Annotated in this window: 26 protein-coding genes and 1 riboswitch; of the genes, 12 read left to right on the forward strand and 14 right to left on the reverse strand. The window is 50.3% G+C overall.

Annotated features, from left to right (window positions below):
* Positions 1-65: 65 nt before the first annotated feature.
* From cheW to cheZ, 7 genes are all read left to right on the forward strand, one after another.
* Positions 66-560, forward strand: coding sequence for a chemotaxis protein CheW (gene cheW / locus RSC70_RS01225; protein ID WP_040046929.1), 495 nt, complete (start codon positions 66-68; stop codon positions 558-560).
* A 241-nt stretch (positions 561-801) separates the two neighbouring features.
* Positions 802-2,466, forward strand: a complete 1,665-nt coding sequence (tsr, locus tag RSC70_RS01230) for a methyl-accepting chemotaxis protein (protein ID WP_063587349.1) — start codon at positions 802-804, stop codon at positions 2,464-2,466.
* 253 nt (positions 2,467-2,719) lie between these two features.
* On the forward strand, positions 2,720-4,351 hold the full coding sequence (locus tag RSC70_RS01235; RefSeq protein ID WP_063587645.1) for a methyl-accepting chemotaxis protein: 1,632 nt from the start codon (positions 2,720-2,722) through the stop codon (positions 4,349-4,351).
* Positions 4,352-4,418: 67 nt separating this feature from the next.
* Positions 4,419-5,294, forward strand: coding sequence for a protein-glutamate O-methyltransferase CheR (gene cheR, locus RSC70_RS01240; protein ID WP_025801700.1), 876 nt, complete (start codon positions 4,419-4,421; stop codon positions 5,292-5,294).
* Entirely contained in the window at positions 5,291-6,343 is a 1,053-nt protein-coding gene (locus RSC70_RS01245) for a protein-glutamate methylesterase/protein-glutamine glutaminase (protein WP_025801701.1), read from the forward strand. The genes cheR and RSC70_RS01245 overlap by 4 nt, the downstream gene beginning before the upstream one ends.
* 35 nt (positions 6,344-6,378) lie before the next feature.
* Positions 6,379-6,768 (forward strand): chemotaxis response regulator CheY, encoded by a 390-nt coding sequence (gene cheY / locus RSC70_RS01250; RefSeq protein WP_025801702.1) that lies wholly within the window; start codon positions 6,379-6,381, stop codon positions 6,766-6,768.
* A 9-nt stretch (positions 6,769-6,777) separates the two neighbouring features.
* On the forward strand, positions 6,778-7,422 hold the full coding sequence (cheZ, locus tag RSC70_RS01255) for a protein phosphatase CheZ (RefSeq protein ID WP_332541425.1): 645 nt from the start codon (positions 6,778-6,780) through the stop codon (positions 7,420-7,422).
* An 89-nt stretch (positions 7,423-7,511) separates the two neighbouring features.
* On the opposite strand, the gene RSC70_RS01260 is transcribed toward cheZ, so the two are convergent.
* Entirely contained in the window at positions 7,512-7,946 is a 435-nt protein-coding gene (locus RSC70_RS01260; protein ID WP_025801704.1) for an Rrf2 family transcriptional regulator, read from the reverse strand.
* A gap of 534 nt (positions 7,947-8,480) precedes the next feature.
* On the opposite strand from RSC70_RS01260, the gene phoH reads away from it, so the two are divergent.
* The gene (gene phoH / locus RSC70_RS01265; protein WP_025801705.1) at positions 8,481-9,269 is read left to right on the forward strand and encodes a phosphate starvation-inducible protein PhoH; all 789 of its coding nucleotides are present in this window, start codon (positions 8,481-8,483) and stop codon (positions 9,267-9,269) included.
* A gap of 152 nt (positions 9,270-9,421) precedes the next feature.
* A complete protein-coding gene (locus RSC70_RS01270) occupies positions 9,422-10,264 on the forward strand; it encodes a DMT family transporter (RefSeq protein WP_043492829.1) in 843 nt (280 codons plus the stop codon).
* A 20-nt stretch (positions 10,265-10,284) separates the two neighbouring features.
* Here RSC70_RS01270 and RSC70_RS01275 read toward each other — a convergent pair whose 3' ends face one another.
* The 3 genes from RSC70_RS01275 to chaA form a co-directional block, all read right to left on the reverse strand.
* Positions 10,285-10,767, reverse strand: a complete 483-nt coding sequence (locus RSC70_RS01275; protein ID WP_332541426.1) for a GNAT family N-acetyltransferase — start codon at positions 10,765-10,767, stop codon at positions 10,285-10,287.
* Entirely contained in the window at positions 10,758-11,042 is a 285-nt protein-coding gene (locus RSC70_RS01280) for a type II toxin-antitoxin system TacA family antitoxin (protein ID WP_046457807.1), read from the reverse strand. Before RSC70_RS01280 ends, RSC70_RS01275 begins: the two co-directional genes overlap by 10 nt.
* Before the next feature lie 184 nt (positions 11,043-11,226).
* Positions 11,227-12,336, reverse strand: a complete 1,110-nt coding sequence (gene chaA / locus RSC70_RS01285; RefSeq protein ID WP_040046923.1) for a sodium-potassium/proton antiporter ChaA — start codon at positions 12,334-12,336, stop codon at positions 11,227-11,229.
* A gap of 291 nt (positions 12,337-12,627) precedes the next feature.
* Between chaA and RSC70_RS01290 the strand changes: the two genes are divergently transcribed.
* Positions 12,628-13,200 carry a DedA family protein gene (locus RSC70_RS01290; protein WP_040046922.1) on the forward strand — a complete coding sequence of 191 codons (573 nt, stop codon included), beginning with the start codon at positions 12,628-12,630 and terminating at the stop codon, positions 13,198-13,200.
* A gap of 47 nt (positions 13,201-13,247) precedes the next feature.
* On the opposite strand, the gene RSC70_RS01295 is transcribed toward RSC70_RS01290, so the two are convergent.
* The 7 genes from RSC70_RS01295 to RSC70_RS01325 all read right to left on the reverse strand — a co-directional run bounded on the left by RSC70_RS01295 (position 13,248) and on the right by RSC70_RS01325 (position 20,624).
* Positions 13,248-14,252, reverse strand: coding sequence for a FecCD family ABC transporter permease (locus tag RSC70_RS01295; protein WP_234619199.1), 1,005 nt, complete (start codon positions 14,250-14,252; stop codon positions 13,248-13,250).
* Between the two features lie 87 nt (positions 14,253-14,339).
* Positions 14,340-14,837 (reverse strand): heme utilization cystosolic carrier protein HutX, encoded by a 498-nt coding sequence (gene hutX, locus RSC70_RS01300; RefSeq protein WP_234619200.1) that lies wholly within the window; start codon positions 14,835-14,837, stop codon positions 14,340-14,342.
* 45 nt (positions 14,838-14,882) lie between these two features.
* The gene (locus tag RSC70_RS01305; protein ID WP_130986197.1) at positions 14,883-15,719 is read right to left on the reverse strand and encodes a heme/hemin ABC transporter substrate-binding protein; all 837 of its coding nucleotides are present in this window, start codon (positions 15,717-15,719) and stop codon (positions 14,883-14,885) included.
* 2 nt (positions 15,720-15,721) lie between these two features.
* Positions 15,722-17,875: a TonB-dependent receptor plug domain-containing protein gene (locus RSC70_RS01310; RefSeq protein ID WP_332541427.1), complete on the reverse strand. Its 2,154-nt coding sequence runs from the start codon at positions 17,873-17,875 to the stop codon at positions 15,722-15,724.
* A 301-nt stretch (positions 17,876-18,176) separates the two neighbouring features.
* Positions 18,177-18,524 (reverse strand): nitrous oxide-stimulated promoter family protein, encoded by a 348-nt coding sequence (locus RSC70_RS01315; protein WP_040046954.1) that lies wholly within the window; start codon positions 18,522-18,524, stop codon positions 18,177-18,179.
* 89 nt (positions 18,525-18,613) lie between these two features.
* Entirely contained in the window at positions 18,614-19,135 is a 522-nt protein-coding gene (locus RSC70_RS01320; protein WP_332541429.1) for a DedA family protein, read from the reverse strand.
* Between the two features lie 22 nt (positions 19,136-19,157).
* Positions 19,158-20,624 (reverse strand): MFS transporter, encoded by a 1,467-nt coding sequence (locus tag RSC70_RS01325; protein ID WP_130998640.1) that lies wholly within the window; start codon positions 20,622-20,624, stop codon positions 19,158-19,160.
* Positions 20,625-20,743: 119 nt separating this feature from the next.
* Here RSC70_RS01325 and RSC70_RS01330 point away from each other — a divergent pair, with 119 nt between their 5' ends.
* Positions 20,744-21,316: a TetR/AcrR family transcriptional regulator gene (locus RSC70_RS01330; protein WP_130934325.1), complete on the forward strand. Its 573-nt coding sequence runs from the start codon at positions 20,744-20,746 to the stop codon at positions 21,314-21,316.
* Between the two features lie 200 nt (positions 21,317-21,516).
* A riboswitch (M-box (ykoK) riboswitch) is annotated at positions 21,517-21,701 on the forward strand.
* A 57-nt stretch (positions 21,702-21,758) separates the two neighbouring features.
* Complete coding sequence (locus tag RSC70_RS01335; RefSeq protein WP_025801717.1) at positions 21,759-22,772, forward strand: magnesium transporter; 1,014 nt, start codon at positions 21,759-21,761, stop codon at positions 22,770-22,772.
* A gap of 103 nt (positions 22,773-22,875) precedes the next feature.
* On the opposite strand, the gene RSC70_RS01340 is transcribed toward RSC70_RS01335, so the two are convergent.
* The 3 genes from RSC70_RS01340 to RSC70_RS01350 all read right to left on the reverse strand — a co-directional run bounded on the left by RSC70_RS01340 (position 22,876) and on the right by RSC70_RS01350 (position 25,379).
* The gene (locus RSC70_RS01340; RefSeq protein WP_063587342.1) at positions 22,876-23,310 is read right to left on the reverse strand and encodes a hypothetical protein; all 435 of its coding nucleotides are present in this window, start codon (positions 23,308-23,310) and stop codon (positions 22,876-22,878) included.
* Between the two features lie 162 nt (positions 23,311-23,472).
* Positions 23,473-24,462 (reverse strand): aldo/keto reductase, encoded by a 990-nt coding sequence (locus tag RSC70_RS01345; protein WP_332541430.1) that lies wholly within the window; start codon positions 24,460-24,462, stop codon positions 23,473-23,475.
* Positions 24,463-24,527: 65 nt separating this feature from the next.
* Positions 24,528-25,379: an aldo/keto reductase gene (locus RSC70_RS01350; protein ID WP_063587340.1), complete on the reverse strand. Its 852-nt coding sequence runs from the start codon at positions 25,377-25,379 to the stop codon at positions 24,528-24,530.
* Positions 25,380-25,445: the final 66 nt, after the last annotated feature.

The raw sequence follows: 25,445 nt of genomic DNA on the forward strand, positions 1-25,445 counted from the left end.
ATTTTAGCCAGCAGGTGACTGCTGGCTCTTATACCCAAGTAATTTGTGCATAAAGGTGAACTAACATGACAGGACTGGCTTCTGTAACCAAACTGGCGGGAGAAACTGTAGGGCAGGAGTTTCTGGTTTTCACTCTCGGCGATGAAGAATACGGCATCGATATTTTAAAAGTACAAGAGATCCGTGGCTACGATCAGGTCACGCGTATTGCTAATACGCCTGCGTTTATCAAAGGTGTCACCAATCTACGCGGCGTCATTGTGCCGATCATCGATCTGCGTGTGAAGTTCTTACAAGAAAACGTGACCTATAACGATAATACCGTGGTGATCGTGCTCAACTTTAGCCAGCGCGTAGTTGGTATTGTGGTTGATGGTGTATCTGACGTGCTGTCGTTAACCACCGATCAGATCCGTCCTGCCCCTGAATTTGCCGTCACGTTATCGACCGAATATCTCACCGGCTTAGGTTCGCTGGGCGAACGAATGCTGATTTTGGTTGATATTGAAAAGCTGTTAAGCAGTGAGGAAATGGCGTTGGTGGAAAGTGTTACGGTGTAACTTTGATATTGCCCCATTGAAATGACCCCACCCCAACCCTCCCCTTCGCAGGGGAGGGAGCCGAACTTAGCTCTATTTTATCCTCAGCGCTCGGTGTGCCCCTCCCCCTGAGAAGGGGGAAGCTGGGAGGGGGTAGCAAAAACTCCGCAACAAAAACTCCGAATAAAAAATACTTTCCCCATAAAGTTTTTCTCAGCTACGCCGATATCCCTTCTATCCGACGTACCGAGAATGAGAAACCATGTTAAACCGTATAAAAGTTGTCACCAGTTTGCTGTTGGTGCTGGGGTTGTTTGGTATTTTGCAAATGACATCCGGAGGATTGTTCTTTAACGCCCTGAAAAACGACAAGGAAAACTTCACTGTTTTACAAACCATCCGACAGCAGCAGTCTACGCTGAACGGAAGTTGGGTAGCCTTGCTGCAAACACGAAACACGCTAAACCGTGCTGGCATTCGCTACATGATGGATGTTAACAAAACGGGCAGCGGTGCGACGGTCGATGATTTACTGCAAATTGCCAAAACTACGCTGCAACAGGCTGAAGGTCGTTGGGCCGAATATGAAGCGCTGCCTATCGATCCGCGTCAAAGCCAAGATGCGACAGCCGAATTAAAACGTCACTATGACATCCTGCACGGCGCGCTGTCTGAACTTATTCAGTTATTGTCTACTGGCAAAATCAATGAGTTCTTTGACCAGCCGACTCAGGGTTATCAAGATGGCTTTGAGAAAAGCTACGTCACCTATCTGACTCAAAACGATCGTCTGTATCAGGAAGCCGTTGATGATAACAACAGCTCTTACAGCATGGCGATGTGGATCTTAGTCGGCGTTCTCGCCTTGGTCGCCGCCGCGATTATTCTGGTTTGGTTTGGTATCCGCAGAACGCTCATCGTGCCGTTGAACCGCTTAATTGGCAGTATCAAGCATATTGCCAACGGTGATCTGGCGCGCAGCATTGATGTTAGTGGCACCAATGAAATGGGGCAGTTAGCGGCAAGCCTTAAACATATGCAGGGTGAGTTGGTGCGTACCGTGGGTAACGTTCGCCAGGGTGCTAACGCTATTTATAGCGGGGCGAGTGAAATCTCAGCCGGCAATAACGATCTCTCTTCACGTACCGAACAGCAGGCCGCATCGCTAGAAGAAACCGCTGCCAGCATGGAACAGCTAACGGCAACGGTAAAACAAAACGCCGAAAATGCGCGTCAGGCTAGCCATCTTGCGTTGAGTGCCTCTGAAACCGCACAGCGCGGCGGCAAAGTCGTGGCTAACGTGGTGCAAACCATGCACGAAATTGCGGGCAGCTCGCAAAAAATTGCTGACATCACCAGCGTGATCGACGGTATCGCTTTCCAAACCAATATTCTGGCGCTGAATGCGGCCGTTGAAGCCGCGCGTGCCGGTGAGCAAGGGCGCGGTTTTGCGGTTGTAGCCGGTGAAGTTCGAAACCTCGCCCAGCGCAGTGCTCAGGCCGCTAAAGAGATCAAAGGCCTGATTGAAGATTCCGTTAATCGCGTGGATATCGGTTCTACCTTAGTGGAAAGCGCGGGCGAAACCATGGGCGATATCGTCAGTGCGGTGACGCGCGTCACCGACATTATGGGGGAAATTGCCTCTGCGTCGGATGAGCAAAGCCGTGGGATCGATCAGGTCGGTCAGGCGGTGTCTGAAATGGACCGCGTTACCCAGCAAAACGCCGCGTTGGTTGAAGAATCGGCCTCTGCTGCGGCTGCTTTGGAAGAGCAGGCCAGCATGCTAACGCAGGCTGTATCTGTATTCCGTATCCAACAAGACTTCAAAGAAGACATCGGCGAAAGCCGTAGCGTCAAACCGGTTATTTCCACGCCTGCACCGCGTATCGCGGCTGCGGAGACTGGGGACAATTGGGAAACGTTTTAAGTTTTCGCTATGACGATCTAAACAGCAACACGGTGGCGAAGATCACCGTCTGTGTGGCAGCCAAAACTGCCTCACAGAAAAGCTGAAATGTATTTATGTGCTTTATGTTTAAGCGAGCTGCACCTTGAAATTATGAGTATGTCTTCCACGCATTGGCGTTGTCGCTGGCAACACGGCGCCAATGGCGTTGGAAATCATTAAACGTGACAGTGCCGGGTACCCTACAAACGAACCGGCCCAAAAGGAAAGCATCGTGTTTAACCGAATCCGAGTATCAACCAGTCTATTCCTGCTGCTGATGGTGTTTTGTCTGCTGCAATTAGGATCTACCGGCTTGTCGTTTATGTCGATTCGTTCCGATAACAACAACTTTTCTAACGTTCAGATCGTTAACGATCAGCGAGAAGCGCTGAATCAGTCATGGGTTGCTTTGCTACAGGCACGTAACACGCTTAACCGTGCTGGCACTAGGGCTGCGTTGAAAGTCCCGCAGGAAAAAGTGAATGAGCTGATGGCGGGCACGCGATCATCGCTGCAAAAAGCGGATCTCTATTTTAATCAGTTCTTAGCCATACCGCGTGTGACCAAAGAAGGTATTGAGCTGACCGAAACCACCAAAGTGAGCTACGAAAATCTCCGTACCACGCTACGCGAGCTCATTGCGTTATTAGAGAAAGGTGATCTGCAAGGCTTCATGGATCAGCCTACGCAGAAAGTCCAAGACCTGTTTGAAGTCCAGACGCAGGCCTACACCCAGCACGTAGATGATGTGTTGGCAAAATCGGCAACGGAAAATAAAAACTCCTACACCCTCTCAATGCTAATGGTGGTGGGTGCCGTAGCAATGCTGATTATCGTGATTTTATGCTCGCTGTATTGGCTGCGCAAAATGCTGATTGGTCCGCTGAATACCATGCGGGCGCATTTTGATCGCATTGCTGAAGGCGATCTTTCAGCCGAAATTCACGTTTTTGGCCGTAATGAACTGAGTCAGCTATTTGGCAGCCTACAAAAAATGCAGCAGTCGCTGGCTAAGACGGTATTAACCGTCCGCCAAGGATCTGATGCGATTTATAACGGTCTGCAAGAGATTGCATCGGGTAACAACGATCTCTCTTCGCGTACCGAACAGCAGGCCGCGTCGCTGGAAGAAACCGCGGCCAGCATGGAACAGCTGACTGCAACGGTGAAACAAAACGCCGATAACGCACGTCAGGCGGCACGCTTGGCTAAAGAAGCCTCGGGAACGGCAACGTCCGGCGGCGAAATTGTGGGTAACGTAGTACGCACCATGCACGAGATTGCCACCAGTTCGCAGAAAATTGGTGATATCACCAGCGTGATCGACGGCATTGCTTTCCAAACCAACATTCTGGCACTGAATGCGGCGGTTGAGGCGGCACGTGCCGGTGAACAAGGTCGCGGTTTTGCCGTGGTCGCTGGAGAGGTTCGTAATTTGGCGCAGCGCAGCGCGCAGGCGGCAAAAGAAATTAAAGGGCTGATTGATGATTCGGTCAGCCGTGTGAAGCAGGGATCGGCGCTGGTTGAAAACGCCGGTAACACCATGGATGAAGTGGTGCGTTCGGTGGCTCGCGTTACCGACATTATGGGGGAAATCTCCTCTGCTTCCGATGAACAGAGCCGAGGCATAGAACAAGTTGCCCTGGCGGTAACGCAAATGGATCAGGTGACGCAGCAGAACGCGGCACTGGTCGAAGAGGCTGCATCAGCGACGCAGGCGGTTGAAGAACAAGCAAATGCTCTAACCCGCTCTGTTGCCGCGTTCCATCTGGTATCAGCACCCGCTGCCCGAGTTGTCGATGATCCTATTGCCAGCTCAGAGCAGTCGCTGCCCAAGGACAAAGATGTATGGCAACCGATTTAGCACCGGCTAAACGGTAGTTAATCGCGGGCGGAGGTTTTCTGCCCGCGTATTGCAAATTGGGTGAGTGATGGCGAATTTATTTACACAGTCAGGAAACGATGATGCTCAGGTACCTGCATTGATGATGCAGAGAGTGCCTCTGGCAGACGCCCATTTTCGTCGCATCAGCCAACTTATTTACCAACACGCAGGGATTGTGTTGGCCGACCATAAGCGGGAGATGGTTTATAACCGACTAGTGCGGCGTTTACGCGCGCTGAATCTGAATGATTTTGGCGCGTATCTGGCGCTATTGGAAAGCAGCCAGAGCCACGGAGAGTGGCAAACGTTTATTAATTCATTAACCACGAATTTAACCGCTTTTTTTCGCGAAGCGCACCACTTCCCGATTTTGGCGGAGCATGCGCGTAAGCGTCCACACAACTACTGCGTGTGGAGTACGGCGGCTTCTTCGGGAGAAGAGCCTTATTCGATCGCGATGACCCTTGCGGAAGCATTAGGCACGACGCCGGTGGGGCCGCAGGTCTGGGCGAGCGATATCGATACACAGGTGTTAGAGAAAGCGGTGCGTGGCGTTTATCGACAAGAAGAAACCAAGCATCTTACGCCTTCGCAGCTACAACGCTTTTTTCTGCGTGGTACAGGGCCGCAGGAGGGCTTCGTCCGTGTCAGGCCAGAGCTTGCCCAGCGAGTACAGTTTCAAATGCTGAATCTGCTGGCTCCTCAGTGGGATCTGCCGGGGCCGTTTGACGCCATATTTTGTCGCAACGTAATGATTTATTTCGATAAAGAAACTCAGGCGCGCATTCTCAATCGTTTTATCAAACTATTGAAACCCGGCGGGTTGTTGTTTGCGGGGCATTCGGAAAACTTTAGCCATATCAGCCAAGAGTTTTATTTGCGCGGACAAACCGTGTATGGGCTGTCCAAGGAGAGTCGATGAGTAAAATTCGGGTGTTGTGCGTTGATGATTCAGCGCTGATGCGTCAATTGATGACCGAGATTATTAATAGCCATCCTGATATGGAAATGGTCGCGGTGGCGCAAGATCCGCTGGTGGCCCGCGATCTGATCAAAAAATTTAATCCGCAGGTGCTCACGCTAGACGTTGAAATGCCACGCATGGATGGCATCGATTTTCTTGAAAAGCTGATGCGTTTACGTCCGATGCCGGTGGTGATGGTGTCATCGCTAACGGGTAAAGGCTCAGAAATTACGCTTAGGGCGCTTGAGCTTGGCGCGGTGGATTTCGTCACCAAACCTCAGCTTGGTATCCGCGAAGGCATGCTGGCCTACAGCGAAATGATTGCCGATAAAGTGCGTGCGGCGGCGAAAGCGCGTCTGCCTGCGCGTGGCACGATGCCGGTGAAGCCGGTGACGCTTAGCCATACCCCGTTGCTCAGCAGTGAAAAACTGATTGCGATTGGTGCATCAACGGGCGGAACCGAGGCGATTCGCCATGTGCTACAGCCGCTGCCTTCATCAAGCCCGGCGCTGCTGATTACGCAGCATATGCCACCAGGGTTTACGCGTTCGTTTGCCGAACGTCTGAACAAACTGTGCCAGATCACCGTTAAAGAAGCCGAAGAGGGCGAACGTGTATTGCCAGGGCATGCCTATATTGCGCCGGGGGATATGCATCTGGAGCTGGCGCGCAGCGGGGCCAACTATATTGTGCGCCTGCATCAAGGCCCTGCGGTTAACCGTCATCGGCCTTCGGTTGATGTGCTGTTTGACTCAGTGGCGCGCTATGCAGGACGCAACGCGGTGGGCGTGATTTTAACCGGTATGGGTAACGATGGCGCAGCGGGAATGCTCAAAATGCATCAGGCAGGGGCTTATACTATCGCGCAAAATGAAGCCAGTTGTGTGGTGTTTGGCATGCCGAGAGAGGCCATTTTAACGGGCGGCGTCGATGAAGTGGTCGATCTGCAACAAGTCAGTCAGCGAATGCTGACGCAAATTAGTGCCGGACAGGCGCTGCGTATTTAACGTTCCCTGCTGAGGGGGACTTTTGAGGAGTCAGTATGGCGGATAAGAATCTGCGTTTTTTGGTTGTCGATGATTTTGCCACAATGCGCCGCATCGTAAGAAACCTGCTTAAAGAGCTGGGTTTTAACAATGTAGAAGAAGCGGAAGATGGCGCGGATGCGTTAACCAAGCTGCGCACAGGGGCGTTTGATTTTGTGGTTTCCGATTGGAATATGCCTAACATGGATGGTCTGCAACTGTTGCAGGCGATTCGCGCCGACGGCAGTCTGGGAACATTACCGGTATTGATGGTGACCGCGGAAGCGAAAAAAGAAAACATTATTGCAGCAGCGCAGGCAGGTGCCAGCGGCTACGTCGTTAAACCGTTTACGGCAGCAACGCTAGAAGAAAAGCTGAATAAGATTTTTGAAAAGTTGGGGATCTAAGGAGTCACAATGAACGAACATCCTATGCCTGCAACTGATGCGGCGACGGCCAACGATATTATTGCTCGAATTGGGCAATTAACTCGCATGTTGCGCGACAGCCTAAAAGAACTTGGGCTGGATCAGGCTATTGCACAGGCGGCAGAAGCGATTCCAGATGCCCGCGATCGTTTAGATTATGTGGTGCAGATGACGGCTCAGGCCGCAGAGCGTGCTTTAAACTGTGTTGAAGCGGCTCAGCCACGTCAAACGACGTTAGAAAAAGGGGCGACAGATTTAAAAGTGCGTTGGGATGAGTGGTTTGAAAATCCTATCGAGCTTTCTGATGCGCGCGTTTTGGTTTCTGACACCCGCAGCTATTTGGCTACGGTGCCAGAACACACGGCGTTCACGCATGCTCAGCTGCTTGAAATTATGATGGCACAGGATTTCCAAGACCTGACGGGTCAGGTGATCAAGCGCATGATGGGCGTGGTGCAAGAAATCGAAAAAGAACTGTTGGCGGTGTTGGTCGAAAACATTCCAGACGTGACGGCGAAACCAAAACGTGACAACGATGGTTTGCTTAATGGTCCGCAGATGAACCAAAACGGCCCAGGTATTGTGGCGAATCAGGAGCAGGTGGATGATTTGCTGGGAAGTTTAGGCTTCTAATCACCTAAGGCTGGCGTTGCACCGATGTGTTGGTGACGTTCTCACGGTATCTTATCAAGGCGGGAAAATGTTTCCCGCCTTGATGTTTATTACTCTGCTGGAATTCCTAGAATTGCAATAATCTCGCCGCGATTGCTGACCAAATCGGCCAGCGTGAAGTCTTCCATCGCCGTTAAAAATGCTTCCATGCCGACTTTTAGCGCGGCCTGTAGCTTGCAGATTTTTATCAGTTTGCAGCCGGGTGAATTGCAGTCAATGCCGCTGAGATTACTCTCTAACGCACGGATCACCTGACCGATATTTATCTCCGCTGCTGGCTTGCCCAGTTCTATGCCGCCGCCTTTGCCGCGCACCGCATGGATGTAGCCTAACCCCACTAATTGCGCCACCACTTTGACCATATGATTACGTGAGATATCGTAATGGGTGGCAATTTCGCCCACGCTGGTGCGCTGACCGTAAGGCATTGAGGCCAGATACATCAGAGCGCGTAAGCCAAAATCGGTGTAGGTGGTTAATTTCATGAAGCCGCGTAAAAGAAAGAATATTAGCCATGTTTATAACATAATTATGGCGCTTTTGGCTGGCTGTCAGAGAATTAATAGTAAAGTTAAATCTTTATTAACAATTAATGGTGAAAATATTAACATTGTCATTATACTGTCATTATACTGTCATTATTAAGAAGTACATTTTCATGAGGCGACGGAAGTATTCACATCAACGCAGGTTATTGAACCAGCAGGTTTGTGAGGAGCGCGGATGAAACAGTCCTTACCTGGGCTAGCACGATGTCAAATCAGTACCACTCAACAGGTTGTCTCTGACAGCCAAAAAGTCGACGCAGCAAAATGGGCGTCACGGCTTTCTTCCCCGAAAAATTTATCCATTCCTCTATTTTCACTTTATCGGTTACGACTGCGCGCCGCAGGGATTGGCTTCGCGCGTGGGTTCGTATTAAGCACGTCTCTTTCCTATAAGGAGGTTCTCAGATAAGCGAGTGACAGTTCGTTCATGAAACGTGGAATGACGATTGAAACCAACTGTAAGGTGCCAAAATGGGAAAACAGAAAGCTGTTATCAGAGCGCGTCGTGAGGCTAAACGTGTAGTCAAACGTGATGGTCGTAGTCAACGTCAGCGCGAGGAAGATCAGGCTGCCTCTCTAGTTCAGATGGGCGGTATTGAAACCATTGGCATGGCGCGGGAAAAACGTGATAACGCGCCAGTCACGGCCAGAACGGAAGCACAGGTCGCTTATCTGTCTGCAATTGAATCCAAACAGTTAATCTTCGCAACAGGCGAAGCAGGCTGCGGGAAAACTTTCATCAGCGCAGCGAAAGCGGCCGAAGCGCTGATCCATAAAGAAGTCGACCGTATTATCGTTACGCGCCCCGTATTACAGGCCGATGAAGATCTCGGTTTCTTACCTGGGGATGTGTCCGAGAAATTTGCACCGTATTTCCGCCCTGTCTATGACGTTCTGGTTCGACGTTTAGGGGCTTCATTCCTGCAATACTGCTTACGTCCTGAAATTGGCAAGGTGGAAATTGCACCTTTCGCTTATATGCGTGGCCGTACCTTTGAAAACGCCTTTGTGATCCTCGATGAGGCGCAAAACGTCACGGCTAGCCAAATGAAAATGTTCCTAACCCGTCTGGGGGAAAACGTCACCGTGGTGGTTAACGGCGACATTACCCAATGTGATTTGCCTCGCGGAGTGAAATCCGGCCTCGAAGATGCGCTGCAACGCTTCACCGAGGATGGGATGGTCAGTATTATCCGCTTCGACAGCCAAGACTGCGTTCGCTCGGCGCTTTGCCAGCGCACCTTAAACGCATACCAATAAGCTTTTCCCATCCAATTTTGCTCTCAGGGCCACCTTCGGGTGGCCTTGCTTATTTAATCGCCTAGACATAACACTTCTATGACGTATTTATGACAATCCAGCGTGGAGACTTTATGCTGTTGGTATCTCGATTAATTTAGTGAGAAGTTGGTATGACGACCCCGGTTTTTCTGGCAGTGCTGTGTGCCGCATTGCTGCATGCGAGCTGGAATACCCTTGTTAAAATCGGTGAGGAACGCTTTGTTGGCGTAGCGCTGATTGCGATTTTCTCCGGCGCGGTTTCGCTGTGCGGCTTAGCGTGGGTCGGCTTACCAAACCTCTCATCGTTGCCGTGGCTGTTACTCTCTCTGGTGCTGCACACTGGCTATTGTCTGTTTCTCAGCCGTGCCTATGGACAAGGGGATCTCGGCCAAATTTACCCGTTGGCGCGCGGCAGTGCGCCGCTGTTGGCGATGATGCTCAGCGCGCTTTTTCTGCGTGAATATCCGCCTCTGCTCGGCGTTATCGGCGCGCTGGTGTTGGTTTCAGGTGTGCTGCTAATGGCGCTACGCGGCGGCGGGCGCAGAAAGTTGAATGGTAAAGCCGTGCGCTATGCCTTAATCACCGCCATGTTTACCGCAGGATATACGCTTTCAGATGGTGCCGGAGCCCGCGCCGCCGAAGCTCCGCTCACCTACACGCTGTGGCTGTTTACGCTCAACGGTATCATTATGCTGCCGCTGTTATGGCTGCATCAGCGAGGGAAAACCTGGGGGCAGATTAAGCGCAATTGGCGGGTAGGTTTAGCGGGGGGAACGATGTCGCTGCTGGCCTACGGCATTGTGATTTGGGCGTTGACTCAGGCGCCGATTGGCGTTGTTGCCGCGCTGCGTGAAAGTAGCGTGCTATTCGCCATGATATTTTCGGTATGGTTGCTGAAAGAGCCGATGGGAAAAGCAAGGATCGCCGCCAGTTTGGTGATTGTGACGGGCGTGATGCTGTCGCGGTTGGGGTAAAGTCCCCAATAACACGGTGTTTAAATTTTGTAGAACAGCGTGTTTGGCGCAATGGGAGACTGAACAAAACCAAAGTATTCATAGAACGCCTGCGCTTGCTCATTGATGGCATGTACCATAATGGCCTTAATTCCCACCTGATCGGCCAGATTAGAGACGCGCATCACCGCATCCTTAAGTAACCATTTCCCAAAATTATTACCCTGAGTAGATACGTCAACGGCAAGGCGGCCCAGCAGAATAACAGGTATGGGGTTTGGCATATTCTGGCGCAAGCCACGTCCCAAATCGGTGTGGCTTACTGAGCCGGTCGCAAGGGAGTAATAGCCAACGACGCGATTGGTACATTCTAGGCAAATAACAAAGGTGCGGGAGGCATTAAGGTACTGATTTTTTATGGCGCGGCGGCGAAGCCAATCATTGAGCACATCATTTCCACTGTTGAAAGATTGCAGATCGTGCTCTTCGGTCAGTAACTCAGGAGACGTGATATTTATTCCCATTCAGGTTTCACATCCATCAAGCGTTGGCGACCTTCAACATTTTGAACCGGCGCTTCTAGCTGTTCAATAAAAGCCTGATAACGGGCATCGTCCAAGACAAATACACGTTGATCGAGAATGATATTTTGGGCTTCATGTACGGCTTTCTCAATGATGAAATCCGTCCGATTTTTATTCACTAGGCTTGCAGCGTAGTCTATAACAGCTCTCTCTTCTTCGCTGGCGCGAACGTTTATTTGCTTATTACGAGTAGATTTACGGGGAGTTGTTTGCATAGAAATCTCCGATTGGTAACAAATTGCTATACGTAAATAATAGCAGGGCGGGTAACAGATTGCTATACACATGCGCAATGCGGTTTGCTATAGAGGCGATGCTTGTGCTGATAACGCGCTTTGTGAAAAAGCAAAACGGAGGAATGAGTTCCTCCGCTTTGAGATGATAGGTATTTCAGGGCGACTACAAGAATATCGTCATCAGGTACGCGGCAAACAGGGCCAAGTGAGCGGCACCGTTCAGAACGTTAGTACGCCCTGTGCTAAATGAAACCTGACACAGCATCAATGCGGCGACCATCACCACCACCTGTGGGGCATCCAGCGCAAAGATCAGCGGCTGGCCGGTCAAGGTAGCAATAATCGTAACCGCAGGCACCGTCAGTGAAATGGTGGCTAGCACCGAACCGAAGAACAGGTTCATGGCGCGCTGCACCTGATTGGCCAATACGGCTTTCAATGCCCCCAATCCTTCCGGTGACAAAATCAGCAGAGCAACTAAGAAACCGGTGAACTGCTGCGGCGCATTCAGCGTGCTTAGCAGGCTTTCAAGCGGGTTGGCATTGAACTTGGTGACCGCAATAACGGCAATCAAATGCACCACTAGCCAACCAGCATGCCATGCACTGCTGTGAGCTGAAGGTTTGCCGTGATGTGGATCGGTCGGGTCATCGCCGTCATCTTCATGCTCATAAACAAACAGGCTTTGGTGAGTTTTGGTTTGGATCAGCAAGAACACGCCGTACATCGCGGCGGAAATAGCCGCCACCATAAGCGCTTGACCCGTGGTGAAGTTGCCACCAGGGAAGGTCATCGGTAACACTAACACGATGATCGCCAGCGGGATCAGCGTAATTAAATACTGTTTGATACCGGCCAGATTGACAAACTGAGTGGCAAACTTACGTCCGCCGAGCAGTAATGAAAAACCAACCAAACCACCGGTGACGATCATCACGATGGAATAGAGCGTATCGCGCATCAGCGCCGGAGCGGCATCGCCGGTAGCCATCAACGCTGAGATCAGGCTGACTTCAAGAATAACCACGGAAAGGCTCAGAATTAATGAGCCGTACGGTTCACCTAAACGGTGTGCCAGCACGTCAGCGTGACGCACTACGCTAAACGCGCTGCTCAATATAGCGATCAGCGCGAGAATATTAATGCCAGCGACGGCGGGTAAACTCTGTGTATTGCCCCACAGAGTCAGGACAACTAAGGCGATAACAGGTAGAGCTAATGAGTACTCGCTATGCCGTGTTTTCACGCGGCATGCTTCAGTTTCTGACTTCATTATGATTATTCTCCGTGTAACGATGCGCAGGCGGTCAATCGCAAAATCCAATCAATACTTCGATAAAACTATGTATAGCCTATCAAAAAAATGTGTTTTATCGATTAGTTTTTACCTAGCTTTACTTATTTTATGAATTTTTATCACGGTCTGCTCAATTAAATCATGCTAGTTCGCGATACGTTTAATCTCTTGGGAAATGTTGAGAATACATTCATTAGTTTTCTGAAACCAAAGGGAATGACTTTTTTGCGGTATCATTAAGGGGAGATAAGTGAGAGGAACCTAAAAATGACGGATGCAGGCCAGTGGATTTCAGATTACGGCTATGTTGCGGTGGTGCTTGGCAGCATTATTGAGGGTGAAACAATTGCTTTTCTGGCAGGCGCAGCGGCTCACAAACATCTACTGTCCTATCCTTTAGTTTTGTTGATGACTTTCTTGGGGGCAACGGCGGGGGATTTTACGCTGTATCTGGTGGGGCGGCGGTTTGGTCGTCAGATCTTAGCGCGTTTTAAGCGACAGCAGAAAAAGATCCAACGCTTTCAACAGCGAGTGCGCGAGCACGAGACGCTGTTAATCCTAGGGATGCGTTTTGCCTACGGTTTCCGCACCATTGGACCGATCATCATCGGATCTTCCGGCGTTAAGCTGCGCAAGTTTGTGCTGCTGAATGTTATCGGCGCGGCGATTTGGGCATTTATTATTGTCACGCTCGGTTATGCCGCCAGCGAGGTGCTGTTCCGCCTGTTTGCCCATGAGCATCAACGACGCATCGCCTTTGTGGTGCTGATGGTCGCGTTGCTGGTGGGATTAATCGGTGTGAAGTGGTATCGCTCAAAACAGTCTGACAAGGATGAGTAAAATACAAAGGGCGTCGCGCCCTTTGTATCAGATTTCATGGCGCTTATTTAAAGCCCACGGCGGCATCTAAATATCAGCCATAAAAAATAAGGGCCACCCAGCAGGCTGGTGAGTAATCCCACCGGCATTTCTGCGGGCTGAACCACGGTTCGAGCCAAGGTGTCTGCCAGCAACAACAAACAGGCACCGCATAGCGCAGAGCAGGGGATTAACCAGCGATGGTCTGAGCCGATTGTCATGCGTACCAGATGCGGCACCACTAATCCGACAAAACCAATCACACCGCTGATGGCGACGGATGCGCCCACCAATAATGAACTCAGCACCAACAGCATTTGGCGTTTACGTTTTACATTGACGCCAAGATAGTGCGCCTCTTCATCACCCAGCTGTAGCAGGTTTAACGTTCCCGCATTGCGCCAGGTGAAAAAAATCGCCGGAAGTGCCAGCGAGGCGGATATCAGAAGCGTGGGCCATTGCGCCTGTCCCAAACTGCCCATCATCCACAGCGTTAACTGGCGAAGCTGCTGATCGTCACCGACATAGCTTAGTATCCCAATCGCTGCGCCGCACAGCGCGTTAATCGCGATACCGGCCAGTAGCAGATGCAGCATGCCACCGTGGCTGGAGCGACCGCTGAGGAAAAAGATGAATGTGCAGATAAGCAGGCTGCCCAACACGGCAAACAGCATGTGTTCGTACATTAAAAACAGTGCAGGCAGGGAGACTGGAAAAACGATAGCCATACCGACCATCAATGCCGAGCCGCTGCTAACGCCTAACAAACCCGGATCGGCCATCGGGTTACGAAATAAACCCTGCATGATCACGCCCGATGTTGCCAGCGCGGCACCCACCAACACGGCCAGCAAAACGCGTGGCATACGCACGTTGAGCCAAATATCGAGATAATAGTCCTGTAGCTCACGGTTCCACAGCACTGAAAACGGCATGCTGATCGCGCCGAGATTTGCGGCACACAGCACCAAGGCCAGCAGGATAAAAGTCAGTCCCCAGAACATCTGGGGAGATGAGAGTGAGCTAATCATCACTCAGGATCTCCATCGCATCGAAAAGTCACTGCGCCAAGGCGACGCAGTGATATTGAGCTATTCCGTTATGATTGACGGCAACCATGTTTAGATTGTGTCTGCTTTAAGGCGTAACGCCAAGGCGCGGAAGGCTTCGACCTGTGAAGCGAGCAGTTTGCGATGTTCGTCGCGGCCCAAGAAAATTTTAAACATGGCGCTGCCTTGCTGGTTCAAGAAAAGAATAGAGGCGGTGTCCAAGCCCATAAACTGACGTTCAATCAACGCAATGTGGTGACAGTTTTCGGCTTTAATATGCCCAGTAAGCCCTTTTTTGCCGCGCAGGTTAAAGTAACCATGGCGGTGGAAACCGGTAGGTAACTCTCCGGTGAACTCCAAAATAACATCGGCGGTGTGCGCCAAGGTGGTTACGCTACCCCATTCCACGACGCTATCCCACACCGCATCGAATTTATCGCCAGAAACTAAGGTGTGCTCCGGCAAATGCTGGATCACGTCAAGCAGCGTGGTGTTGAATTTTTCAGCGATGGCCTCCAGCGTGCCATCAGGGCGGGTTTGCATGAATGCATGCAGTTCAGAATGCGTCATTGTTGTTGCTCCTTGTTATAAGTACTTGTCGTATCAGTGAAAAAATTAAGCAGGGTTTGGATAAAGTTGCTGCTGGAGGAATTCAACCGCATCAACGATGCGTGGCCCCATCCCCAGAATGAGCGACTGATCGATTTCAACGATGCGTTGATTTTTCCATGCGGCGGTGCGGGTGACACCGGCTACGTTGCCCAGCTGCTTTTTACCGTCGGCGGCAGCCAAGCTTTGGGTGGTGACAACGATAACGTCGGGATTAGCCGCGATAATTGCTTCGCCGCTGTAGGTTTTATATTCCGCGTGGCTTGCGATATTTTGCCCACCGGCCAACGACAAAATAGTGCCCGCTACGCTTTCGGTTCCGGCAATTTGCGGCACGCCGCCGCCCGGTGATAGCAAGAACATCACGCGTACGGGTTTAGCGATTTGCTGGTTTTTTTTGTCGGCAGCGGCTAGCCGTTGCTGGAGGTTGGCGACTAACTCATCGCCCTGCGCTGTTTTGTTCACACTGGCAGCTAAGGTATGGATGTTGCTGTACATCCGTTCCACGGTGGCGGGCGTGCGCGGCAGCGTCAGCACCTTCACTTTTTGTTGTGCGAGTTGGTTTAGCACCAGCTTGGGTTCGGCGTCTTGCCAAGTAATAAAGGTGGTCGGAGCCAGCGACAAAATACCTTCGGCGCTCAGCTGTTTCCAATAACCAATGTGCGGCAGCGCTTTAGTTTCAGGTGGATAGGCCGTGGTTTCATCTACGCCAACCAGAGTGTCACCCGCGCCAAGCGCGTAGAGCAGCTCCACCAACGAGCCGCCAGCGACCACTAAGCGCTCTTGAGCCATCGCGCCGCTGGTGAGCAGCAGCGCCAGTGCGCCGATAATCAATTTTTTCATCATCAGAATTTCCAAGCAAAACCAACGGCTGCATTAATGCCCGCAGCAGGAATAGACTCATGCGCGGTTTGATAGCGTTTGTTAGTGAGGTTGTTGAGCTCAACGTTGACCTGATATTGATCGTCAGCGCCAAATTCGCTGTTAAACGCCAGGTTTAGGGTTGCCCAACCGGCGTGATTTTCCTTTTCGCTACCGGTGCTGTCCGTGGCTTTGGAGGCCGCGCGAATATAAAGGTCGGAGGTCAAGTTCATCGCATTAAACAACATCGTGTTTTTTACCCCCAAACGTCCGGTGACGCTGGGATCGCCGGTATCCCATGTTTTCATGGTTGGGCTGATGAACTGACGGCGCATGATGTTGCCGCTGGCATACGGTGAAATCATCCAGCCGTTATATTCGGCGGAGAGTTCCATTCCGTAGGTTTTGGCGCGGTCGACGTTATCGTAGTAGTAATAATCGGTACGCGAAGAGTTGCTGTTGCCGTTACAGATTTTCTGCCCTGAGCAGGCAATTGAGGCGATATAGTCTTTGGCTTCGGAGTAGTAAATCGCGCCGTCGATGTACCACATGTTGCCGTTATAGCGCGCCCCAAACTCGAAGTTATTGGAGTGCTCGGCGTCTAGATCCGGATTGCCATAGGTCACGCCGCCACCTGCGGATGTCTGCATAAATTGCTGCGTTAGGGTTGGGAATACATAGCCCTGCGCGAAGGCCAAACGAAGTTCGGTATTGGCGATACCGGAATAGCGCAGGCTGGTGGCGGTTACAAACGCGCTATCGCTGACGGACTGTGAGCCGAGCGTGGTGGTGGTCGTGCCTTGAGAAGAGTGAGAAACCGTTTCGTCACCGTTCAATAGCTGAGATTTCAACCAATATTGGCGTGCGCCGAGCGTCCATTTCCAGTTATCAGCAAACTGCCACTCATTTTGTCCAAAGGCTGACCAGTTGGTTTGCTCCGAACGGTTGTGTGCCAGCGTATCTTTGGTGTAATTCACGGCGGCAGGGAAGCCGTGTGAGCTACTGGACTGCGTGCTGCCGTTGGAGGTTTGTTTGACGCGGTCTTCTTGATATTGAGCGCCGATCACCAGATTGTTATTCGCGGGTAGCTCGAAGTTAGATTGCAGGGTGAGCCCGCGCGTATTCTGTGTATCTTCAGACTGCGTTTGGTTAGCCACGCGCAGATCGCCGATCATCGGGCTGCCGGTAGGCGTGACAACCGTAACCTTATTCTCGAATTTACGTTCAAGCTTTTGGCTGTAAGCGTCGAGGTGAATATTCTTTAAATATTCGCCGTCTACCGCGTAGTCATAAAACAACCCAATCTTTTCGCGTTCCAGCTTTGGTATTTTGACGCTGAATTCCTGATAAGCCGGATCGTCATAATAGGTCTGGGTGGAGAGCTTATAGCGGTCTAGCGAAAGGCCAAACTTATGCTTATCCAGCGTGTAGCCGAGCCACAGGCCTTGGCTATTATTGTTGAAGCCGGTATGCGGTAAACGGCCATCAGGGGTGTCTCTATCGCCGTGATCGGCATAGCTGCCGTTCAGCCGGTAATCTAAATTACCGATGCTGCCCCATGCGCTGGCAGACTCACGCCAGCCGTTGGTGGCGGTATCAGAAACCGCTTTGACCGAACCGCTGACCGGCTTATCGCCGCCTTTGCGCGTGATGAAGTTGATCACGCCACCGATGGCCTGAGAGCCATAAAGCACCGAGTAGGGGCCTTTGACCACTTCAATGCGCTCGAGCGAAGATTCATCAATTAAAATACCGGGGCCAAAATCCTGTCCTGCGCGTTGGTAGGTGACTTCCTGACCATCGATTAGCAACAGCACGCGTGAAGAGCCTTCACCGCGGATGCGCACCTGCTTGCGGCCAGCTAAACCGTTATCGGTGATTTCAACGCCGGGAATATCTTGCAGTTCATCGGCTAACGATAAACGGGTGGAACGCTCAAGCTGCTCGCTGTCGATAACTTGAATCGTTGCAGGGCTGTCCCATAGGGTTGTTTCGCTACGGCTGGTGGTGGTGACATAAATAGGATCTTCGTCAACGCTGCCACCGGACTGCTGGGGAGCCGATGCTGCGCTAACCTGCTGTGAAACAAACAGAGATAAAGCTGAAAGTAAAAAGCACGTATTCCTTGTACTGAACATAGTCTTTAACCTTAAAGCGAACAATAATGATTATCATTTGGCTTTATAGTTAAACTTGCATCTGACGTCTACAAATAAAGGTGTAAATCAAATGCATAATTGATTTAGGTCAAAAAAGAGAGGGGGGTGATATTTTCGTGGAGAGAGTTTTTAGTTCTGAATTTTGGTATTTAAAAAGAGTAAAAATACAGTAAGTACTTTCTATATAGATTTAATACGATGTTTATGTTTTCCAAGCCTATCAGTGTGAAAGTGATTAGGACAGCAACAGCGCGGGTTGAGCGCCCACGCGTTTCATCGTTTAAGGTTTTTTAGGACGATATTTTTCCGGCAATTCGGGTACAGGGCGTTTGTCGTCAATCAGGTGACGCACGGTAAGAATAGGGTGCCGCCACAGCATTCTCGGGCCTGACCAACGCATAATCTGCTTCATTTCTTCGCGCTTGGCAGGTTGATAGCAGTGCACAGGGCATTGCTTGCAGGCCGGTTTTTCTGCACCGAACACACAGCGGTCGAGGCGTTTGACCGCATAGGCATACAGGTTGTCGTAGTGCTCGTCGTCATGCTGAGCATCGGGGCAGCGGTGCTGATAAAGCGAGATCATTTTTCTGATCGTCAGCTTTTCTCTTTGAATTCGGCTATCTGCCATCGCTAAGTCTCCCTGCATCATCGCAACATAATATTCATCTATAATACATGTATTGATGAGACGGATTCTATACCTCTTAACGCTGATGGCTAAATGATGGGAGCGGCGAAATAGAGCGCGCCAGAAACGATACCGATAAATAGGCACGCCCACACGGCAGCTGAAAATGCGGTGACGCAGTAAACGCGCGTGCGGCTAAAGGTCATCATTCCGGAGGCCATAGGCACCATATAGCGCAATACGGCGACAAAACGCGACGTGAACAAAACCAGCAGACCGCCTTTATGCTGTAGCTTTTCGCTGATGCGCTGCAATTTGCTGTTATGACGAGAGAAAAAACGTGGGAAAAGCATTCTCTGGTTAATCAGTTGACCAAAATGAAACGTCAGCACCGAGCCTAAGGTGGCTCCCAGCGTGATCGCGAGCCAAACCAGCGTGATGGAAAGCGACGGCTGGCTGATGGCGATCACCGCCAGCAACATCAATGATGCCGGTGGCAGGATTGAGGAGATCATCACGGTTGATTTACCGAGCGCGATAGCAAATAACAGGGCAAAAATAAGCACTGGGCGATCGACAATCTGTGACAAAAAGGTTTCTAACCACGCCATGATAATCTCCAAAGCAGCGGCATTATTGAGTGCGTTTTAGCGTAACGGCGCTCAACAACAGTAACAGGGAGGCGGAAATCAAAACGGAAACAAACGCCTGATCAAATGCCATGTGGGCAAGGTGAGTCAGGGTCTGCGCCTGCTCAATATCCATGTTTCCCGCCAGCTTCAACGTTTCGTCGATACTGTCGTAAGCTTCGATATTCTCCTCAAACTCAGCGGGAAGTATCAGGCTGTTGCTATAGATGGCCGTCATCATTCCCCCCAATAGAGTAATCCCAAGGACGCTGCCCAATTCATACGCCACGTCTTCAATGGAGGCGGCCATACCCGATTTTTCATTTGGCGCGTTGAACATAATCGCGGTCGAAGACGCGGTAAATGCACCGCCGATACCGTATCCAATCGCAATCAAATAGCCGAAGATTTCAATAATGCTTTCCTGATAGCGCAGGGCTAAACCAAGGATACCGAGTCCGGTTATCAGCAGGCTGCCCAGTACGATCTTCTGCTCGCCATATTTGGGTAGCAAAAGGCCAGAAAAAGGCCCCGCCAGCGCTGAGGCGAGTGGGATCGGCAGGATGTATAACGCCGCCTGTAGCGGTGACAACCCAACCACCAACTGGAGGCGTTGACTGAGTACCAATTCAACGCCGACCATCGCCAGCATGGCGACCAACGCAATACAAACGCCGCTGAAAAACATGCGGTTGCTAAACAGCGAAAAATCAATCATAGGTGACTCAGATCTGCGCTGGCGTTTGTAAAATAGAACTAAAAATACGATGCCAATCAGGGCGGATAGCAACATTATCGTCCATGACGCATCCGGTTTACTGAGTTCTTTCAACGCGTAGATCGATGCTACCAGTCCTACCATGATCTGAACGGAGCCGAGATAGTCGCAAGGGCGATTACTGGTACTGCCGCATTTTGGGATTCGTCGGCTCGCCAGTGGAAATACCAGCAAAACCACCGGTACGTTAATCAGGAAAACGGAGCCCCACCAGAAATATTCCAGCAAGGCACCGCCAATGACGGGGCCGATAGCCGCGCCGCCGGAGGCGACAGCAGACCAAATGCCAATGGCCAAAGCGCGCTCTTTAGGATCGGTAAACGTATGGCGAATAATCGAAAGCGTAGGCGGCATCATCATAGCTGCGCCCACGGCCAAAAATACGCGTGAGGCGATGAGCGTCGAAGCACTCGGGGAGAATGCGGCGCACAGTGAGGCAGCGGCAAAAACCGGAAGGCCATAGATAAATAATTTTTTGTGACCGATGCGATCGCTTAGCATGCCCGTGGCAGGCAATAGCCCAGCTACAACCAGCGGATAGGCATTAATAATCCACAGTTTTTCGGAAGCATTTGCGTTCAGTGACAGCGTTAGTTTAGGTAGCGCGGTGTACAGTACCGTCATATCAACAACGATTAAAAACAGCGCACTGGATACGAGTGTGAGTGTTAGCCAGCGATAGTGTACGTTCATCATCTTGTCTCTAAAATTTGTGGCGCCGCTAGTGGCGACAATCATTCAGCTAACAAAGTTTATGAATGATAATGTATAGTTTCAATCCATACGTACGTATTTAAAACGAGGGTGCCTAAATGGGACGTCAACGCAGTATCGATAGAGAAAAAGTGCTGGATGCAGCGGAAGAGATCATTGCGAACCATGGCGCTGCGGCATTGACTATCGACTCTGTGGCGCGTGCGATGGGGATCTCAAAAGGCGGCGTACAATACTGTTTTGGCAACAAAGACGCGCTGATTGATGCCATGTTCGAACGCTGGGGAAATGCCTACGATCGGGTGTTTGATCTCGTGGCTACGCAGGATGACTCACCGACTCATCGCGTTGCGGCACATGTAGTTGCCACGCATAAATACGATCAGGCTTCCAGCGCCAAAGCTGCGGGGTTACTGGTCAATCTGCTACAGACCAAAGAGCATCTGGAAAATACGCGCAGCTGGTACCGTGAACGCATTGCAAATTTAGACCTCGATTCAGAGCAAGGAAAGCAGGCCAGAATCGCGTTTTTAGCGACCGAGGGCGCATTTATGCTGCGTTATTTTGGTTTAATGGATATTGATCAAACCGAGTGGGAGTCTATATTCCAAGACATTGAAACGATTATTTTACCCGCAGATAAAAATACAGATAAAGAGACCAATAAATAACGTGATGTGGACGTTATTAGATCGTGATAGATGCTCAAAAAATGATAGGTGAATAACTAAAAAGAAGTAATCACTAGCGAAGGTTTGTTTAAGTTAAATAGATTTCGTTTAACTTGAATGCATTTTTCTAAATATTCAATAAACCAAAATCGGATTATGAAAACGGGTTTATTTTTGCAGTGTAGGATTTCCGTGTTTTATGACGATCTCGTTATGGCGAGGCTCCTATACAAACATAAGTTACCGCCCTGATGGTATCGAGAGAGACCACACAGGGAAATACAGGCATCCATCGAATCAAGGTGTTGCCAAGGTAACTTTCAGTAAATTCAACATGTTGCTGAATACGTTGTATAGTGCTAAACCCAAGACGTAGGGATCTATTTTCCTATCTTAGTCTTGTTCGCCCCTATGAGGTTTTAATTCTATAGGGAATCAAACTATGTCTTACCATGTAAAAAATGCGATCCATAATCATAATGATGAGTTTGAAGATGATGCCATTGCTCAATATATGAGTACTGACTTTATCATGCTATCTCATATTCTTAGCGTGCAAGAAGCACGTAAGGTCTTCCTCTCTCAACTTAAAAGCAACGATATACCGGCACAAGTTTTCGTGGTTGCCGGTGAGCAATTATGCGGGGTATTACCCGTTAAGAAATTGCTTCAGGAAACAAATGATACCCAAGATATTCGAAATTTAATGGAACATCACTTTTTCCATGTAAGCCCCGCAGATGAAAGAACCGAAGTTATTTCCCGTATTTCCAAGGAGGATGTCGATATTGTTCCCGTCGTTGCGGGCGGTAAATTAGTAGGATGCCTTACCGAAAGAGAAATTGCGCATTTATTAGAAGATGAAGTGACTGAGGATGCGCAGCGTCAGGGTGCCAGTTTGCCATTGGAAAAACCGTATCTAGAAACCAGCCCAATAACGCTGTGGAAGAAGCGTTCGGTGTGGTTGTTACTGCTGTTTGTTGCCGAAGCTTACACCAGCAGCGTGATCCAACATTTTGAAGAGGCGCTGGAATCTGCCATTGCGCTGGCTTTCTTTATTCCGTTGCTTATTGGCACGGGCGGAAACAGTGGTACACAGATAACATCAACCTTGGTGCGTTCGATGGCGCTAGGTGAGGTGCGGTTACGCGATCTGGGCAAAATTATCCGTAAAGAGATGACGACGTCGTTGATGATCGCGGCGACCTTAGGGCTTGCGGGGTGTGTTCGTGCATGGATGATGGGCATCGGCCCTGAAATTACGCTGATTGTCAGTTTAACGCTGGTTTGTATTACGCTGTGGAGCGCCGTGGTTTCTTCCGTGATTCCGATGGTATTGAAACGCGTGGGCATTGACCCAGCGGTAGTGTCTGCACCGTTTATTGCCACGTTTATCGATGGAACCGGCTTGATTATTTATTTCAAAATTGCGCAGTACACCTTGGGAATCAATTAAAGGCGACGCCGTCTTATCATTAGGCGAAGCTCTGAATATAGTGATAGATATAAGTATCCCTTCCCGTATGGGAAGGGATAGTCATTAGGTTATGCAGGCGAGATTAGGAACAGAATGAACCGAATCGGCCGACCGGGCACGGCAGCATATTGATATGAACCGAGTCGGGATGCAGGTTATACATGCCGCCCCAAAAAGGATCGATCAGCCAGCCTGCGCCTAATGTGGTCAAATTACCGAATATATACCAAGCATTAGGACGCGTTTTGAGCGGCATGACAACAGGCTGGAAGTCAGCTCTGGAAAACGTTATCTGATAGTTCAGCCACCCCAAATAAGTGCCATCAGATTTCGGCAGCGTCACCGTTGTGGGCGTGGTTCCGGTGGCGGCAATTCGCCCGTGATTATCAGAAATAACGAACAGAGCCTGAGACGGTGAGCTGTCTACATAAACCGTTTGAGCTTCATCACCAACGATGGCGGCACATCCCGTCAGTGATAATACTGAGCCTAAGGCGAGAGCGGATAATTTTTTCATGTCAGGGCTTATTATCAAGTGGGTACTGAACTAAGAGCGACACATTATGTGGCAAACTTTAAATGTTCAGGCCTCAGGTTTTACCCAACATAATCAAACGGCGTGAATGATTGGAATATTGAATGAAGGCAGACAGCTCAATGGCCGCCTGCCATTAATCCCTTATCGTCCGACGCGCGCCATCAATGAAGCAGGGTAGCGATTGCCCACGATTTTCACGGTTTCGAGGGCGTTGGCGATTTTACGCAAATCGTCTGCGTTCAGCACCAGTTCGGCTGCGCCCAAGTTTTCTGTTAAACGATGAAGTTTGGTGGTGCCAGGAATTGGCACAATCCATAGTTTCTGCGCTAACAGCCACGCTAGTGCAATTTGTGCCGGAGTGACGTTTTTTTCTGCGGCTAACGCAGCAAGCAGAGACACGAGTTTTTCGTTGGCCTCTATAGCTTCGGAGGCAAAACGCGGCACTTTGCTTCTAAAATCATCTGCCCCAAAGGTGGTTTGTGCGTTGATAGCGCCAGTCAAGAAACCTTTGCCCAGAGGGCTAAAGGGAACAAAACCAATGCCTAGCTCTTCCAACAACGGCATGATTTCTTGCTCAGGTTCACGCCACCACATTGAGTATTCACTTTGCAGCGCCGTAACGGGCTGAACGGCGTGTGCGCGACGAATGGTTTGAACACCGGCTTCAGATAATCCAAAGTGCTTCACTTTGCCTTCAGCAATCAAATCTTTCACGGTTCCAGCAACATCTTCGATAGGAACCTCGGGATCAACGCGATGCTGATATAGCAGATCGATGACGTCTGTTTTCAATCGGCTCAGCGAACCTTCAACGGCGGCACGAATATGCTCAGGGCGACTGTTTAAAATCTGCTGCTTATTATCATTACCGAAGGTAAAACCAAATTTAGTGGCAATAACCACGCGATCGCGGAACGGCTCAAGCGCTTCGCCAAGCAGTGATTCATTTAAATAAGGGCCATAGACTTCTGCGGTGTCGAAAAAGGTCACACCCTGTTCAACGGCTGCGCGGATCAGTTCTATTGCTTGTTTAGTGTCGGTAGCAGGGCCATAGCCGAAGCTCAACCCCATACAGCCCAGACCCATTGCGGATACTTCTAGCCCAGACTTACCAAGAATTCGTTTTTGCATTTTAAAAGCCTTGTTATTGAGGTCATTATTTTATTGAGGTAAGTGTTGCTGACATATTAAGAGGGTTACACGTCAAGTTTGCGCTGGGTGAGCCATTCCACCATCGCCGGATCGCGATGAGAGAAAAAGGCGCTGGTCGCGGTGTCTAGCGCGGCAATCTGCGTCATGTCCGCATCTGAAAGTGCAAAATCCAGAATGTTTATATTTTCTTCCATCCGCGCTTTGCGAACGGATTTCGCCAACGAAACGATGCCTCGCTGATATAGCCAACGCAGCACCACCTGTCCGACGGTTTTGCCATACTGGTTGGCGATAGCCGTCAGCGCCGGATGTTGAAACAGACCATTTTTCCCTTCCGCAAAAGGTGCCCAAGCCTCAGGCTGAATATGGCGGCTGTTCATCCATGGCACGGCGTGAAGCTGCTGATTAAAGGGGTTAACCTCCACCTGATTCACCGCTGGTACAACGCGGTTAAACGCCATCAGGTCGGCAAGTCTATCGGGGTGAAAATTGCTTACGCCAATGGCACGAATTTTCCCCGCCTGCTGCAACTCCTCCATCGCCCGCCACGCACCGTGCACGTCGCCATATGGCTGATGAATTAAATAAAGGTCAACATAATCAAGTTGCAGGCGATTGAGTGAACGCTCGAACTGCGCTTTTGCACCTTCATAATTGGTATCTTGTAGCCAAAGTTTGGTGGTTACGAAAAGCTCATCGCGAGCAATCCCGCTCTGCCGCAGGGCATTCCCCACCTGAGTTTCGTTTTGATAAGAGGCCGCGGTATCGATGAGACGATAACCCGTTTCGATAGCGTCAATCACCGCACGTTCGCATTCGGCTGCGTCCGTCATCTGAAAAACGCCAAAGCCGAGTAAAGGCATTTCAATACCGTTGTTAAGTGTGACCGTTTGCATGATGCAGTCCTCCGTTTGTTGCGATGGAGAAAGCATAACGCAAACGGGTTTATTCGATTAGATACC

This window comes from Hafnia sp. (assembly GCF_036648275.1).
GTDB lineage: Bacteria > Pseudomonadota > Gammaproteobacteria > Enterobacterales > Enterobacteriaceae > Hafnia > Hafnia alvei.